The organism is Inquilinus sp. YAF38 (assembly GCF_052113205.1).
Taxonomy (GTDB): domain Bacteria; phylum Pseudomonadota; class Alphaproteobacteria; order DSM-16000; family Inquilinaceae; genus Inquilinus.
Genome location: NZ_JBFRCU010000024.1, coordinates 22,783 through 38,853, shown reverse-complemented (window position 1 = coordinate 38,853; position 16,071 = coordinate 22,783). Strand labels below are relative to the sequence as shown.

12 protein-coding genes are annotated in these 16,071 nt (G+C 69.6%); 10 read left to right on the top strand and 2 right to left on the bottom strand.

What is annotated here, in order from left to right:
- The first annotated feature begins 87 nt into the window (after positions 1-87).
- The 10 genes from AB4Z01_RS13305 (at position 88) to AB4Z01_RS13260 (ending at position 12,371) form a co-directional block, all read left to right on the top strand.
- Positions 88-1,614 (top strand): ABC transporter substrate-binding protein, encoded by a 1,527-nt coding sequence (locus AB4Z01_RS13305; protein ID WP_441694313.1) that lies wholly within the window; start codon positions 88-90, stop codon positions 1,612-1,614.
- Between the two features lie 103 nt (positions 1,615-1,717).
- On the top strand, positions 1,718-2,659 hold the full coding sequence (locus AB4Z01_RS13300) for an ABC transporter permease (protein WP_441694311.1): 942 nt from the start codon (positions 1,718-1,720) through the stop codon (positions 2,657-2,659).
- Positions 2,659-3,528, top strand: coding sequence for an ABC transporter permease (locus AB4Z01_RS13295; protein ID WP_441694309.1), 870 nt, complete (start codon positions 2,659-2,661; stop codon positions 3,526-3,528). The genes AB4Z01_RS13300 and AB4Z01_RS13295 overlap by 1 nt, the downstream gene beginning before the upstream one ends.
- A complete protein-coding gene (locus AB4Z01_RS13290) occupies positions 3,528-4,697 on the top strand; it encodes an amidohydrolase/deacetylase family metallohydrolase (protein WP_441694307.1) in 1,170 nt (389 codons plus the stop codon). Before AB4Z01_RS13295 ends, AB4Z01_RS13290 begins: the two co-directional genes overlap by 1 nt.
- Positions 4,694-5,707 (top strand): ABC transporter ATP-binding protein, encoded by a 1,014-nt coding sequence (locus AB4Z01_RS13285; protein ID WP_441694305.1) that lies wholly within the window; start codon positions 4,694-4,696, stop codon positions 5,705-5,707. Before AB4Z01_RS13290 ends, AB4Z01_RS13285 begins: the two co-directional genes overlap by 4 nt.
- Positions 5,704-6,717, top strand: coding sequence for an ABC transporter ATP-binding protein (locus tag AB4Z01_RS13280; protein ID WP_441694303.1), 1,014 nt, complete (start codon positions 5,704-5,706; stop codon positions 6,715-6,717). The genes AB4Z01_RS13285 and AB4Z01_RS13280 overlap by 4 nt, the downstream gene beginning before the upstream one ends.
- 2 nt (positions 6,718-6,719) lie before the next feature.
- On the top strand, positions 6,720-7,187 hold the full coding sequence (locus AB4Z01_RS13275; RefSeq protein ID WP_441694302.1) for a RidA family protein: 468 nt from the start codon (positions 6,720-6,722) through the stop codon (positions 7,185-7,187).
- Positions 7,188-7,348: 161 nt separating this feature from the next.
- Complete coding sequence (locus tag AB4Z01_RS13270) at positions 7,349-8,560, top strand: aminotransferase class V-fold PLP-dependent enzyme (RefSeq protein WP_441694300.1); 1,212 nt, start codon at positions 7,349-7,351, stop codon at positions 8,558-8,560.
- Positions 8,561-8,767: 207 nt separating this feature from the next.
- Entirely contained in the window at positions 8,768-11,131 is a 2,364-nt protein-coding gene (locus AB4Z01_RS13265) for a hypothetical protein (protein WP_441694298.1), read from the top strand.
- Positions 11,132-11,219: 88 nt separating this feature from the next.
- Positions 11,220-12,371, top strand: a complete 1,152-nt coding sequence (locus AB4Z01_RS13260; RefSeq protein WP_441694297.1) for a hypothetical protein — start codon at positions 11,220-11,222, stop codon at positions 12,369-12,371.
- Positions 12,372-12,605: 234 nt separating this feature from the next.
- Here AB4Z01_RS13260 and AB4Z01_RS13255 read toward each other — a convergent pair whose 3' ends face one another.
- A complete protein-coding gene (locus tag AB4Z01_RS13255; RefSeq protein WP_441694295.1) occupies positions 12,606-13,952 on the bottom strand; it encodes an ABC transporter ATP-binding protein in 1,347 nt (448 codons plus the stop codon).
- A gap of 11 nt (positions 13,953-13,963) precedes the next feature.
- Positions 13,964-15,706 carry an ABC transporter permease gene (locus tag AB4Z01_RS13250; protein ID WP_441694293.1) on the bottom strand — a complete coding sequence of 581 codons (1,743 nt, stop codon included), beginning with the start codon at positions 15,704-15,706 and terminating at the stop codon, positions 13,964-13,966.
- Positions 15,707-16,071 lie beyond the last annotated feature (365 nt).

Here is a 16,071-nt window from a genome sequence, read left to right as displayed (position 1 = left end):
ATGGTCCTAGCGTATTCCGCAACGGAAGATGATGTTTCTTAATAACGGAATAGTAGAAGCTCACGACAGGGGGAGTCAATGCTGCGAATGACGTCGGGAATTCTGGGCCTGATCGCACTCGCGATCCTGCCGATATCCTCGGGCGCTATGGCTGCGCCGGCCAAGGGCGGGACGATCACCGTGGCGACGATCGGCGAGCCGCCGACGCTGGACCCGATGGTCAGCACCGCCGACCTGGTCGGCATCATCACCCAGCACATCTTCGAGACGCTCTACACCTTCGACGCCAATTGGGGCGTCACGCCGCTGGTCGCCGATGCGATGCCGGAGATCAGCGCCGACGGCCGCGTCTACACCATCAAGATCCGCCAGGGCCTGACCTTCCACGACGGCTCGGCGCTGGACGCCGACGACGTCGTCGCCTCACTGAAGCGGTGGACCGAAGTGGCGTCGCGCGGAAAGCTGGCCGCCGGCAACATCGAGGCGATCGAGAAGGTCGATGCCTCGACCATCAAGATCTCGCTGAAGCAGCCCTTCGCGCCGCTGCTGGCCCTGCTGGCCTTCAACAACAGCGCGGCGGTGATCGTGCCGTCGGAGAAGATCGCGCCGGAGATGAAGGACCCGGTCGGCAGCGGCCCCTACATGCTGAAGGCGCGGGTGGCCGACCAGTACATCCAGCTGGTCCGCTTCGACGGCTACAAGCCGCGCGAGGGCGACCCGAACGGCTATGGCGGCGCCCGCAAGCAGTATCTCGACGAGATCCGCTTCACCCCGGTGCCGAACGCCAACACCCGGGTCGAGGGCGCGGTGGCCGGTCAGTTCGACTACACCGATTCCCTGCCGGTCGAGGCCGTCGACAAGATCAAGGCCGGGGCGTCGGAGCCGATCATCCTGAAGCCCTTCGGCTGGCCGGTCTTCGTCATGAACACCAAGCAGGGCCTGCTCAGCGACCTGAAGCTGCGCAAGGCCGTGCAGCTGGCGCTGAACGAGGAGGACATGCTGGCCGCCGCCTTCGGCAGCACCGACTTCTACGCCCTCGACGCCGCGATGTATCCGGAGGGCTTTCCCTGGCGCACCGAGGTCGGCACCGAGGTCTACAACAAGGGCGATGCCGAGGGCGCGCAGAAGCTGCTCGAGGAGGCCGGCTATGACGGCAAGACGCCGATCCGGATCCTGACCAGCCGGCAATACGAGTTCCACTACAAGATGGCGCTGGTGGCGGCGGAGTACCTGAAGGCCGCCGGCTTCCAGGTCCAGGTCGACGTCACCGACTGGGCGACGCTGACCCAGCGCCGGACCGATCCGGCGTTGTGGGAGATCTACATCAGCCACAGCCCGTTCCTGCCGGAGCCGGCGCTGATCGGCGCCCTGGCCAAGGGCTCGCCCGGCTGGTGGGACACGCCGGCCAAGGACAAGGCGGTCGGCGCCTTCAACCAGGCGCTGACGCAGGAGGAGCGGGTGAAGCTCTGGGCCGGCGTGCAGCAGGTGATGGCCGACGAGGTGCCGCTGATCAAGGTCGGCGACTTCAACGCCCTCTCGGCCAAGTCCAAGGCGCTGCAGGGCGTGACCCCGGCCCCGTGGCCGTATTTCTGGAACGCCTACGTCGAGAAGTGACCAAGGCGCCCCGTAGGTTGGGTTCGCCCTCGCGAACCCAACATCCCGCCGCCCCGCCCCGTGTTGGGTTCGCTGTCGCGAACCCAACCTACGACTGACCGCCATGCTCTCCTACATCGTCAATCGCCTGATCGGCATGGTCGCGGTGATGTTCATCGTGGCGACGGTCGTCTTCGTCATCATCCGGGTGACGCCGGGCGATCCCGCGGCGGTGATGCTGGGGCCGGACGCCCAGCCGTCGGACATCGTCGAGCTGCGGGCCAAGCTGGGCCTCGACCAGCCGCTGCCGGTGCAATACGTCACCTGGCTCGGCCAGATCGCGGTCGGCGACCTCGGCCAGTCGATCTTCCTGAACCAGCCGGTGCTGGAGGCGATCGGCGACCGGGCCGAGCCGACGCTGATGCTGACCCTGCTGTCGATGCTGATCGCGGTCGCCATCGCCCTGCCGGTCGGCATCGCCTCCGCCGTCTGGCGCGGCTCGCTGCTGGACCAGTCGGTGCTGACCGTGTCGATGCTCACCGCCAGCATTCCCAGCTTCTGGCTGGGCCTGATCCTGATGCAGATCTTCTCGGTCAAGCTCGGCTGGTTCCCCGTGGCCGGCTATGGCGGGCCGGGCGCCAGTTTCCTCGACCGCATGACCCATCTGGTGCTGCCGGCGATCGTGCTCGGCCTGGTCAACTCCGCCCTGATCACCCGCTTCACCCGGGCCAGCATGCTGGACGTGCTGAACGACGACTACGTCCGCACCGCCCGGGCCAAGGGCCTGCCGGAGTGGCGCGTGGTGCTGAAGCATGCGCTGAAGAACGCGCTGATCCCGATCCTGACCGTGATCGGTCTGACCACGGCGCTGCTGGTCTCCGGCGCAGTGGTGACCGAGACGGTGTTCGGCCTGCCGGGGGTCGGCAACCTCGTGGTCAACGGCGTGCTGCGGCGCGACTATCCGGTGATCCAGGGCGCGCTGCTGATGATCGCAGCGCTGTACGTGCTGATCAACCTCGTCATCGACCTGCTCTATCTCTTCGTCGATCCCAGGGTGCGCACCTGATGGCCGCCACCGCCTCCATCTCGGTCGCCGGCGAGCGCATGAAGCTCGCCCGCCTTCTGGTCCGCCGCAAGACCGCGATGATCGGCCTGATCATCCTGGTGGTGCTGGTCCTGGCCGCAGCCTTCGCGCCCTACATCACCGGCTACGCGCCGCAGAAGCTGTCGATCGTGAACCGGCTGAAGCCGCCCAGCGCGGCGCATTGGTTCGGCACCGACGAGTTCGGGCGCGACGTCTTCACCCGCGCCGTCTATGGCGGCCGGCTGTCGCTGTTCGTCGGCTTCGCCGTGGTGATCCTGTCCTCGGTGCTGGGCATCGTGCTCGGCCTCGTCGCCGGCTTCTTCCGGCCGGCCGACAAGGTGGTGGCCCGGGTGATCGACGCCATGATGGCCTTCCCGGACATCCTGCTGGCGATCTCGCTGGTCGCGGCGCTGGGGCCGTCGCTGGTCAACGTCATCCTGGCGCTCGGCATCGTCTACACGCCGCGCCTGGCCCGCATCGTCCGCGCCTCGACCCTGGTGATCCGCGAGCTGCCCTTCGTCGAGGCGGCGCGGGCGCTGGGCGTCTCGACCTGGCGGATCGTCACCGCCCATGTCCTGCGCAACCTGTGGTCGCCGATCCTGGTGCAGGGCACCTTCATCTTCGCCTATGCCATCCTGGCCGAGGCCGGCCTGTCCTTCCTCGGCGTCGGCGTCTCGCCCGAAATCCCCACCTGGGGGACCATGATCAATTCCGGCCAGCAATATATGGGCTCGGCCGACTGGATGATGGTCTTCCCCGGCCTCGCCATCGTGCTGTCGGTGGTGTCGCTGCAGATGGTCGGCGACGGCCTGCGCGACATCCTCGACCCCCGCCTGCGCAAGGAACTGTGATGCCCGTCCTGATCCGTGCCGCCCGCCCGGTCGGCTTCCCCGATCACTCCGGTGACACCCCGATCGACGTCCTGATCGCCGATGGCCGCGTTGCCGCCCTGAAAGAAAATGGGGCGGGGCAGGGGATCGACGCCCCCGCTGGGGCCGAGATCGTCGACGGCCGGGACGGCTGGGTGTCGCCCGGCTGGGCCGATCTGCACGCCCATGTCTATCACGGCGGCACCGACATCTCGATCCGCCCGTCCCAGGGCGGGCTGGCGCATGGCGTCACCACCATCGTCGACGCCGGATCGGCCGGGGAGGGCAACTTCGTCGGCTTCCGCGAGTTCATCGCCGAGCCGGCGGCGGAGCGGGTGGTCGCCTTCCTCAACATCGGCTCGATCGGCCTGGTCGCCTGCAACCGGGTCAGCGAGCTGATCGACCAGCGCTCGATCGACATCACTCGCACGCTGGCCGTGATCGAGGCCAACCGCGACATCATCCGCGGCATCAAGTGCCGGGCCTGCAGCACCGTGACCGGCGCCTGGGGCATCACCCCGGTGAAGATCGCCAAAAAGGTGGCGAAGATCGCCAAGCTGCCGCTGATGGTCCATGTCGGCGAGCCGCCGCCGCTGCTGGAGGAGGTGCTGGCGGTGCTGACCCCCGGCGACGTCCTCACGCATTGCTTCCACGGCAAGCCGGGCGGCAACATCCTGGAGGATGAGGAGCTGTTCGGCATCGCCAAGCAGGTGGCGGCGGCCGGGGTGCGGCTCGATGTCGGGCATGGCGGCGCCTCCTTCTCCTTCAAGGTGGCGCGGGCCGGGATCGAGCGCGGGCTGCATCCGTTCTCGATCTCCACCGATCTGCATCTGCGCTCGATCGAAGGCCCGGTCTGGGACATGGCGACCACCATGTCGAAGCTGCTGGCCGTCGGCATGCCCTTCGCCGAGGTGGTCGCCGCCGCCAGCACCCGCCCGCGCTCCGTGGTCGGGCTGCCGGCCGAAGGCAATCTGCGGGTCGGGGCCGAGGCGGATCTCACCGTCTTCGGGCTGGAGGATGCGTCGGTGACACTGCCGGATTCCTCCGGCGACAGCGCCACGCTCGACCAGCTGTTCACGCCGCGCCATGCCGTGCTGGGCACGAAGTCGGTCAAGGCGGCCCGGCTGTTCGATCCGGCAGTGCACGGATGAGTGCGTCCAGCCGCGACATCGTTCTGGCGGTCGAGGATCTGCGGACTTGGTTCCACAGCCGGGACGGCATCGCCAAATCGGTCGACGGCGTGACCTTCGACCTGGCGCGCGGTGAGACGCTGGCGATCGTCGGCGAAAGCGGTTCCGGCAAGTCGGTCACCAGCCTGTCGATCATGGGGCTGCTGCCCAAGCCGGCGGGGCGGATCGAGAGCGGCGCCATCCGCTTCCGCGATAGCAAGGGCACGACGCACGATCTGACGCACGCATCCCAGTCGCTGCTGCGCAAGCTGCGCGGTGCCGAGATCGCGATGATCTTCCAGGAGCCGATGACCAGCCTGAACCCGCTGTTCACCATCGGCGACCAGATCGCCGAGGCGGTGCAACTGCATCAGGGCACCGGCCGGGCGAGGGCGATGGCGCGCGCCCGGGAGATGCTGGATCTGGTCGAGATCCCGGCGGCGGCGTCGCGGCTGAACGACTATCCGCACCAGATGTCGGGCGGGATGCGTCAGCGGGTGATGATCGCGCTGGCCCTGTCCTGCAACCCGTCGATGCTGATCGCGGACGAGCCGACGACGGCGCTGGACGTCACCATCCAGGCCCAGATCCTGGACCTGCTGCGCCGGCTGCAGGCCGAGATCGGCATGTCGATCCTGTTCGTCACCCACAATATGGGCGTGGTGGCCGAGATCGCGCACCGCGTCGCCGTGATGTATGCCGGACGGGTGGTGGAGGAGGCGCCGGTGCTCGACCTGTTCGACCGGCCGCGCCACCCCTACACCAGCGGCCTGTTGTCCTGCATCCCGAACGCCCGCACCGGCGGCTTGCATGACGACGCCCGGCTGCAGCCGATCCCGGGCACGGTGCCCAGCGTCATGGCCCTGCCGCCCGGCTGCGCCTTCGCGCCGCGCTGCCCCTTCAGCGAGAATGCCTGCGAGGCCACGGTGCCGGACCTCGCTGCGGTGCAGGCCGGCCACCGCTCCCGCTGCCGGAGGACCGACCTGCTGTGACCGCCGCCGCCCTCCGACCTGAAGCCGATCCCGCCGCGCCGCTGCTCGACGTGCAGAACCTGTCGGTGCATTTCCCGATCGGCGGCGGCCGCGTCGTCCGCGCGGTCGAGAATGTCAGCCTGTCGATCCGCCGCGGCAGCATCGTCGGGCTGGTCGGCGAATCCGGCTCCGGCAAGACCACCACCGGCCGCGCCATCCTGCGCCTGATCGAGCCGACCGGCGGCCGAGTGATGTTCGACGGCACCGACATCACCGCCCTGCCGGAGCGCGCGTTCCGTGCCTGGCGCCGGCGGATGCAGATCGTGTTCCAGGACCCCTATGCCAGCCTCAACCCGCGGATGAGCGTGGCCGAAATCCTGGGCGAGGCGCTGGACACCCACGGCCTGGCCAAGGGCCGCCGCAGCCAGCGCATCGGCGAACTGCTCGAGCGGGTCGGCCTCAACGCCGACCACCAGCGCCGCTTCCCGCACGAATTCTCCGGCGGCCAGCGCCAGCGCATCGGCATCGCCCGGGCGCTGGCGGTGGAGCCCGACTTCATCGTCGCCGACGAGCCGGTCTCGGCCCTCGACGTCTCGGTCCAGGCCCAGGTGCTGAACCTGATCCAGGACATCCAGCGCGACCTCGGCCTGACCCTGCTGTTCGTCGCCCATGACCTCGCCGTGGTCGACTATCTCTGCGACGAGATCGTGGTGATGTATCTCGGCCGGATCATGGAGAAGGGGCCGACCCGCCTGGTCTACGACCGGCCGCGCCACCCCTACACCAAGGCGCTCCTGTCGGCCGCGCCGGTGCCGGACCCGCGGGCCAAGCGCGACCGCATCATCCTGAAGGGCGACATCCCCAGCCCGATCGCGCCACCCTCCGGCTGCGTCTTCCGCACCCGCTGCCCGATGGCGGTCGAAGCCTGCGCCCAGGCGGTGCCGCCGCTGGCCGAGCGCGAGCCCGGGCGCTTCGTCGCCTGCATCCGCGATGCCGAACTGAACGATCAAACGAACACGACCACGGACTGACCATGCCCAACGTCTACGACCGCCTTGCCGCGCTCGGCATCACGCTGCCCAAGGCGCCGCCGCCGGTCGCGAATTTCGAGACCCACCGGATCTCCGGCCAGCTCCTGTTCCTGTCGGGGCAGGGGCCGCTGGAGGCCGACGGCACCCTGCATCGCGGCAAGGTCGGCGCCACCGTCGACCGCGAGGCCGCCTATCGCCATGCCCGGCTGACCGGGATCAACCTGATCGCGGTGATGCAGGAGGCGCTGGGCGACCTCGACCGCATCACCGGCATCGTCAAGCTGCTCGGCATGGTCAACGCCGTCCCGGAATTCGAGCATCATCCCGAGGTGATCAACGGCTGCTCCGACCTGTTCGTCGAGCTGTTCGGGCCGGAAATCGGGCGCCATGCCCGCTCCGCCGTCGGCATGGGATCGCTGCCGCGCCAGATCACCGTCGAGATCGAAGCCGTCGTCGAGTTTGCCCGGTGATCAAGGGCACGCTTTGCCTTGTTTTTAATTGTCATGCCCGGGCTTGACCCGGGCATCCAGAGGATGTCGAGACCCTCTGGATTGCCGGGTCAAGCCCGGCAATGACAGCATGGGGGAGGTGCTGGGAAGCATCTCTTCCGCCTGCCGGTACGGGGAAGCAAATGAAGTCGAACGAGGATATCCGCCGCCGCCTGGGCCTGCGCCCGGTGATCAACGTCTCCGGCACCATGACCTCGCTGGGCGCCTCGATCGTGGTGCCGGAGGCGGTGCAGGCCGTCGCCGAGATCCTGCCGCAATTCGTCGAGATCACCGATCTGCAGCGCAAGGCCAGCGCCCGGATCGCCAGATCCTGCGCCACCGAGGCCGGCTTCGTCACCGCCTCGGCCTCGGCCGGGATCAGCCTGGCCGTGGCCGGCGCCATGACCGGCGACGACCTGCTGGCGATCGAGCGGCTGCCGGACACGGCCGGCTTGCCGAAGACGGAGGTGCTGCTGCAGGTCGGGCACATGGTCAGCTACGGCGCCCCGGTCGACCAGGCGGTGCGGCTGGCCGGCGCGAAGGTGGTGCCGGTGGGCACCGCCACCGCGGCCGCGGGCTACCAGCTGGACGGCGCCATCACCGAGCGCACGGCGGCGGCGCTCTATGTCGTCTCGCACCATGTCGTGCAGTACGGCCAGATCCCGCTCGAGGAGTTCGCCGCGATCTGCCGGGCCAAGGGCGTGCCGGTGATCGTCGACGCGGCTTCCGAATACGACCTGACCGGCTTCCTGGCCAAGGGCGCGGACCTCGTGATCTACAGCTCGCACAAGTTCCTGGGCGGCCCGACCGCCGGCATCGTCGCCGGGCGCGAGGACCTGGTGCGCGCTGCCTTCCTGCAGAACCGGGGCATCGGCCGCGGCATGAAGGTCGGCAAGGAGGGCGTGGTCGGCACCATCGCCGCGCTCGATGCCTGGGAGAAGCGGGATCACGCCGCGGCACGGGCGCGCGAGGACGGCCATCTGAAGCTGTGGCACGAGGGCCTGGCCGGGCTGCCCGGCGTCACCGCGGTGATCGAGCCGGACCCGACCGACAATCCGCTGGACCGGCTCAAGGTGACGATCGACCCGGCCAAGGCCGGCCTCGCCGCCTGGGACGTCGCCGACCGGCTGGCCGCCGGCGACCCGCCGGTGATCGTCCGCGACCACGAGGTCGAGCACAACTACGTCTACCTCGATCCCTGCAACCAGCATGACGGCGAGGCGCAGCTGGTGTTGGAGCGGCTGCTGGCGGTGCTGCGCGGCGCCGCGGGCGATCCGCCGCAGGGCGACGCCCGTGCCCGGCTGCTGGCGCGCGGGCAGAAGGGGCTGGAATCGCTGCTGCGCTTCCCGCGGTAGTAATCCGCCGTAGGTTGGGTTCGCGTTCGCGAACCCAACATCCAACCGCCCGGACGGTGTTGGGTTCGAAGGCGAACCCAACCTACGAACTGCCGGGCATAGAAAATCGGTGCGACGCCCACCCTGTTCGGTCACACTCGAACCGTATCCGAGTTCGATTTGAACCAGCCCGTCCGGGCGCATAACGACCAAATGGGATGGAGCGCCATGCCACGATATTGGCTGATGACGGCGGTGACGGCCGCGGTCCTGAGCTTCGCCGCGATCCCGGCTCCGGCCCAGGATGCCGCCGCTCCGAACGCCGTCACTCAGCTGTCCTGGCCGCGGGACTTCGACCAGGGTGACCAGCGGGTCGAGATCTACCAGCCGCAGATCGAGGATTGGAGCGGCGACCACCTCTCCGGCCGGGCCGCCATCGCCATCGGCGCCAAGGACGGCCAGCCGGTCTACGGGGTTGCCCGGTTCAGCGCCGACACCGATATCGACAAGACCGCCGGTTTGGTCCGGCTGCGCGACATCACCATCGACGCGGTCGAGGTGCCGACCGCGCCCGACAAGGCGCCGGAGCTGCAGAAGGCGCTGCAGGCCCGGCTGCCGGCCGACGGCATGACCGTGGCGCTCGACCATCTGCAGACCAGCTACGCCGCGCAGCAGGAGATCAAGAAGCAGGCCGGGGTGCCGGTGCAGAACGACCCGCCGAGGATCGTCTTCGCCAATACACCGACCGTGCTGGTGTCGATCGATGGCGATCCGGTGCTGCGCCCGGTGGACGGGGCGGCCGGCTATCAGCGGGTGGTGAACGCCCGTGCCCTGATCCTGCAGGAGGGCTCGACCTTCCATGTCCAGGCCGCCGGGTCCTGGTACGCGGCGTCGGCGCTGGGCGGCACCTGGGTGGTGACGGCAGCGCCCTCGGCCGCGCTGCAGGCGGCGGCGAAGGCGGCCGCCCAGTCCGCAGCGCCCGACCCGCTGCTGCCGGAAGACGGCAAGCCGCCGGCGACGCCGCCCTCCCTCCTGGTCGTCACCCAGCCGACCGAGCTGGTCGTCACCAGCGGGCCGCCGCAGATCGCGCCGGTGGCCGGGGTCGGCCTGCTGACCATGACCAATGCCGATCATGCCGTCTTCGTCGATCCGTCCAGCAACGGCACTTACGTGCTGATCTCCGGCCGCTGGTTCAGATCGACCGGGCTGGACGGGCCGTGGAGCTTCGTACCGCCGGATTCGCTGCCGGCCGATTTCGCCAAAATTTCGCCTGATGACCCGAAGGCCGATGTGCTGGTCTCCGTTGCCGGCACGCCGCAGGCGAAGGAGGCGGCGATCGCGGCCACGATCCCGCAGACCGCGACGGTCTCGCGCAGCGAGGCGAGCCTCAGGGTCTCCTATGCCGGCGACGTGCCGGAGTTCCGGCCGATCGCGGGCACGCCGCTGGCTTATGCCGCCAATACGCCGGTGCCGGTGATCCGGGTCGATGCGGAGCACTACTACGCCGTGTCGAAGGGCGTCTGGTTCGTCGCCCTGGTGCCCGCCGGTCCGTGGCGCGTCGCCGATGCGGTGCCGGCGGTGATCTACACCATCCCGGCCGCGTCACCGCTGCATTACGTCACCTATGTCCGAGTCTATTCGGCGACGCCGGAGGCGGTGGTGGTCGGCTACACGCCGGGCTATCTCGGCGTCGTCGTCAGCCCCGCCGGGACTGTGGTCTACGGCACCGGATACGTCTACCCGGCCTATGTCGCGGGCGATGTCTGGTACGGCTATCCGGCGACCTATGGCTATGGCGCCGGCTTCGGCCTGGGTACGGCGACGGGCTTCGCCTTCGGCTTCGCGGCCGGGGCGCTGTGGGGCTCGGCCTCGCCCTATTGGGGCCCGTATTGGGGCTATGACGGCCACTACGTCAACTGGGGCCATGTCGACGTCAATCAGGTCAATGTCTACGGCCGCTGGGGCGAGGGCACGGTCACCCATGCCAGCGGCTGGAACGGCTGGAGCGACACGAGCTGGAGCGGCAGCCACGTCTCCGGCTTCAATCCCTACACCGGCGCCCATGGCCAGGCCGGCCGGGCCGGGGCGTTCGACTGGAACACCGGCGGCTATGCGGCGGGGCGGCAGGGCTCCTTCGCCAACCCCTCGACCGGCGTCGCCGCCGCCGGCCGGGCCGGCATCACCGGCAATGTCGACACCGGCGAGTATCAGGCCGGCCGCCAGGTCGCCGGGGTGAATGCGCAGACGGGCCGGATCGGCGCCGCCCAGACCACCGTCACCGGCAATGTCCGGACCGGCGACCGCTCGGTCGACAGCAAGGGGGTCGTGGCCAATCCCCGCACCGATTCCGGCGTGGCCTGGAACAACGGCAACGTCTATGCCGGCCATGACGGCAACGTCTACCAGCACAACGATGACGGCTGGCAGAAGCACGATTCCAGCGGCTGGCAGCCGGTGCAGCGCGACAACAACGAGCTGCGCGGGCTCGACGGCCAGCGCGGCGCGCGCGGCCTGGGCGAGCAGCGGCTGGACAGCTACGACCGCGGCGGCCGGTTCGAGGGTGGCGGCGGCGGCTTCCGCCGCCGCCGCTGAGGACGGACTTCGAGGATCTGAGTCGGCGCCGGGCCCCACCCGTCCGGAGTCGCCACATCGAGCTCGTCATGGCGAGCCCCGCAGGGGCGTGCCCATCCAGCCCTTCGCCCTCAGCCATGAGCGGACGATTTCGTTTGACCGGTTGTTCCCTTTTTGTTCTAATGCGGACATGGTCGTTGCCAGCACAGCCGAGACTCCCGCCGCCGCTTCGCCGGCCACGGACGAGGCTGGCCGGGAGACCGAACTGCTGTCCGGGCTGACCAAGCTGGCTCTGGAGATGGCCCGGACCTTTCAGGCTCGAGGGCTCGCCGCCCTCGCGGCCGGCGATCTCGACCGCGCCGGCAAGGCCGAGACCCGCTTCAGCACCCTCTTCCTCGCCATCCGCCGCACCGTCGCGCTCAAGCTGCGCCGGCGGCGGGAGGATGCCGTAGCGTGGCCGGGCGCGATCGAGGCCGACGCCGCGATGCTGTCCGAGCTGATGGAGCTCGCGGAGGCGCTGGCCCGCGGCTTTCACGCCGTGGCCCTCGCCGCCCTCGCGGCCGGCGATCTCGACCGTGCCGGGGATGCCGAGACCCGCTTCAGCAGCCTCTTTCTCGGCATCCGCCGTGCCATCGCGCTCAAGGCCAGGCTGCGGCGGCAGCGGGAGCAGGCCCAGCGCGAGGCCGAAGCCCGGCGGAAGACCCGGCAGGACGAGAAGGACGATCGGCGCCAGGCCGCCGCCCAGGGCGTCGCCGCCGCCATCGCCGCGGTTCCCGATGCCGACGCCCAGGAGCGGCTGACCGCCGAGCTCCGGGAAAAACTGACCGAGGACGAGCGCATCGACGTCGACCTCGCCGACACCACCTTGCCGATCGAGGCCCTGATCGCCAGCCTGTGCCGGGCCCTCGGCCTGCCGCCCTCCGGGACTCCTCCGGCCGGCGGACCTGCCGCAGGAGGGCCCGCCGGCGCGGCGAACGCCGGGCCTCCGGCCGCCGGTCCGAAGGGCCGAACCTCCGGCCCGGCCTTGCACCGAGCCTCTTCCGACGTCCGTCGCACCATGCCGGACGAAGAATTCGGCAAGCCCGAGGGCGAGCGCCGCATCCACACCACCGGCGCGATCTTCAACCCGGATCGGGAGCTTGCCCCGGCGCTGCCCGCGGACGACCGGCCGCTCGCCGGCACCGGGCCACCCGGCGACATCGGGCCGCCCGCCGCAGTGCCGCCGCCCGCAGCGGCTCTGCCCCACAACCGGCACGGCTGACCGGAGGACCGGCCGCCGTGGCCGGAGGCATGCGCGTGGCGGTTCCCGCGCAAGCGAGACCGTTTCAGAATTCCAACACCGTCATTGCGAGCGCAGCGAAGCAATCCATCGGGCCGCAAGAGCGGAGGCATGGATTGCTTCGTCGGCTTCGCCTCCTCGCAATGACGGCGATGAATGGACGTTATGAAAAGCCGTCGCTCGCAGGAGAGGCAACGCAGACAGCACTCGATTGCTCTAAACCGGATCCTCCAGGCTGAACTGGCCGCTTTCGCCGTCATAGGCGAACAGCTCGGCGTAGCGGCCCCAGGAGACCGCGGCGCGAAGAGTTTCCTCCGCCCGGTCCTCGGACATGAAATCCTCGAGCTCCTCGCTGAAGCGCAGCCGGGGCGCGCGGTGGCTCGGGCGCTCGTCCAGCACCCGCCGGATCAACGCTGCGATCGGCACATGCGCGAGCAGATGCGCCGCGAACAGCCGCTTGCGGTGGTCGACGTCGGACTCCGAGAACAGCCGGCCGTGCTCGGTCAGGTGGATGTCGCCATCGGCCAGTTCGGCGAAGCGCAGCAACTGCAGCGTCTCGGCGATCGGGAACAGCTCGTCCGCCTCCATCTGCAGCGTCGCCGCCAGGTCCGGCAGGTCGGCCCGGCCGTTATACGGCGGGGCGGCCAGCGCCTCCATCAGGCCGGACATCAGGTTGGTCGAGACATGCGGCAGCTCCATGCCGATGCCGGTGCCGGGGAAGCCGCCGGCTGCTTTCGGCCCGGCCTTCTCCGCCGGGCTGCGGTTGGTCATCCGGGCGTAGATGTCGTCGACCATCCGCCGGAACTCCGGGTCCAGCCGGTTGCGCGGATGCGGCAGGTCGATCTTGATCTCCGCCGCCACCCGGCCGGGATTGGCGGAGAAGATCAGGACGCGGTCGCACATCAGGATCGCCTCCTCGATGTTGTGCGTCACCATCAGGATCGACTTGATCGGCAGCCGGCCTTCCATCCACAGGTCGATCAGGTCGGTGCGCAGCGTCTCCGCCGTCAGCACGTCCAGCGCCGAGAACGGCTCGTCCATCAGCATCAGCCGGGGGTGCACGACGAGGGCGCGGGCGAAGCCGACGCGCTGGCGCATGCCGCCTGACAGCTCCTTCGGATAGGCGCTCTCGAAGCCGTCCAGGCCGATCAGGTCGATCGCCTCCAGCGCCCGGCGCCGCCGCTCCGCCGCCGGGATGCCCTGGGCCTCCAGGCCGATCTCGACATTCTGCAGCACGGTCAGCCAGGGGAACAGGGCGAAGCTCTGGAACACCATCGACAGGCCCTCGGACGGGCCGGCGACCGGACGGCCGCACCAGCTGACCCGGCCGGCGCTGGGCGGCACGAGGCCGGCGATGATCCGCAGCAGCGAGGATTTGCCGGAGCCGGAGCGGCCGAGCAGCCCGACGATCTCGCCCTCGCGGATGGTCATCGACACGTCGTCGAGCACCAGCAGGTCGTTGTCGCCCTTGTGATAGGCCTGCCGGACGCCGGCGATGTCGATCAGCACCGGGTTGTCGTTCACGGCCTTCGGAGCCGGGCGGAGGAGGTTGATGTCGAACATGGTCGTGGCCCTCAGTCGAGGCGCAGCCGGCGGGCGGCGAAGGTGAAGAGCGGCCGCCACAGCAGCCGGTTGAACAGCGAGACGAAGACCGACATCACGGCGATGCCGAGCACGATGCGCGGATAGTCGCCGGCGGCGGTGGCCTGGGCGATGTAGGCGCCGAGGCCGTGCGCGGTCAGGGTGGTGGTGCCCCAGCTCGCCACCTCGGCGACGATGCTGGCGTTCCAGGACCCGCCCGAGGCGGTGATCGCCCCGGTGACGTAGTAGGGGAAGATCCCGGGCAGGATCACCTTGCGCCACCAGTTCCAACCGCCGATGCGGAAGCTGGCCGCCGCCTCCTTCAGGTCGGTCGGGAAGGCGCTGGCGCCGGCGATCACGTTGAACAGGATGTACCACTGGGTACCCAGCACCATCAGCGGCGCCAGCCAGACATCCGGGTTCAGGCCCAGCCGGACGATCGCCACCACCGCGAAGGGGAAGGCGATGTTGGCCGGGAAGGCGGCCAGGAACTGGGCCAGCGGCTGCACCCGCTCGGCGACGCGGGGGCGGAGGCCCACCCAGACGCCGATCGGCACCCACACCACCGTCGCCAGCGCGATCAGCACCACCACCCGGATCAGGGTGAAGCTGCCGAGCAGCAGCGCCTCGCCGGCATCGCCCCAGCTCAGCTCCGTCGCCACGAAGCCGACGATCTGCCACAGGGCATAGGCGATCGCCGCCAGCAGCAGGGCGACGAAGCCCCGGTCGGCCCAGCGGCTGGACCAGATCCGCGCAACCACGCCGCCGTCGATCGCCCCGGCCGGGATGAAGGCGAAGCGCCGGCGCGACACGGTGCGGGTTACAAAGCCGATCGGCGACAGCGCCAGCTGGAACAGCCGGGTGCGCTGCACCAGGGTCAGCAGCCAGGAATGCGGGCGGGTGGCGCCGGCCGACTGCTCGAAGCGGAACTTCTCGGCCCAGGCCACCAGCGGCCGGAACAGCAGCTGGTCGTAGGCCAGGATCACCGCGCCCATCACCAGCACGGCCCAGCCGACGGCGGCGAGGTCACGGCTGTCGATCGCCTTGGCGACGTAGGAGCCGATTCCTGGCAAGGTGATGGTGGTGTCGCCGACCGAGATCGCCTCCGACGCCACCACGAAGAACCAGCCGCCCGACATCGACATCATGGTGTTCCACACCAGGCCGGGCATGGCGAAGGGCACCTCCAGCCGCCAGAAGCGCTGCCAGGAGGACAGGCGGAAGCTGCGGCTGGCCTCGTCCAGGTCGCGTGGCACGGTCTTCAGCGACTGGTAGAAGCTGAAGGTCATGTTCCAGGCCTGGGAGGTGAAGATGGCGAACACCGCGGCGCATTCGACGCCCAGCACCTGGCCCGGGAACAGGGCCATGAAGCCGACCACGGTGAAGGACAGGAAGCCCAGCACCGGCACCGACTGCAGGATGTCCAAGAGCGGGATCAGCACCATCTCCGCCCGCCGGCTCTTGGCCGCCGCGGTGGCGTAGACGAAGGTGAAGACCAGCGAGGCGACGATCGCCGCCAGCATGCGCAGCGTCGTGCGCAGCGCGTATTCGGGCAGCGCCAGCGGGTCGAGCGAGATCGGCGTCTGCTCGAGGCCGGCCAAGGGCGCCAGGGTGGCGCGGCCGCCATGGGCGACCAGCACGATGGCGCCGAAGACGAGGGAGAACGCCACCAGGTCCCAGAGATTGGGCAGGGTGCGCGGACGCTCCGCCGTGAGCGCGGGGGTGTGAAAGGCCATGATGTCCGTCCGGAAGGCAGGCAGTCGCAATCGCCGCGCGTCGCCGGGGACACGCGGTGCGGAACGTCCGGCGATGTGCCGGCGTCACCCTTGCCTTCGGTCGTCACCCTCCAGGGTGGCGCGCCGATAGGACGGACCATGGTTGAAAGACTGGTGCTTCATCGGGTTCACCTCGCACCGGCGCGGCCTGGCCGCGCGACGAGGTGAACCAAACCCGGAGGGTCAGGCTCGCAGCGTCGGCGCCGGCAAAGTCGCGCTAGGTCGACTGGGCGTGCTCATCGGAGCGGCGGGTCCTTGATTGCGTCGGGAACTGGCCTCGACCCAGCCGATATCGCGCCGCGAGGCGAAGCGGTCAAGCCGCTTTC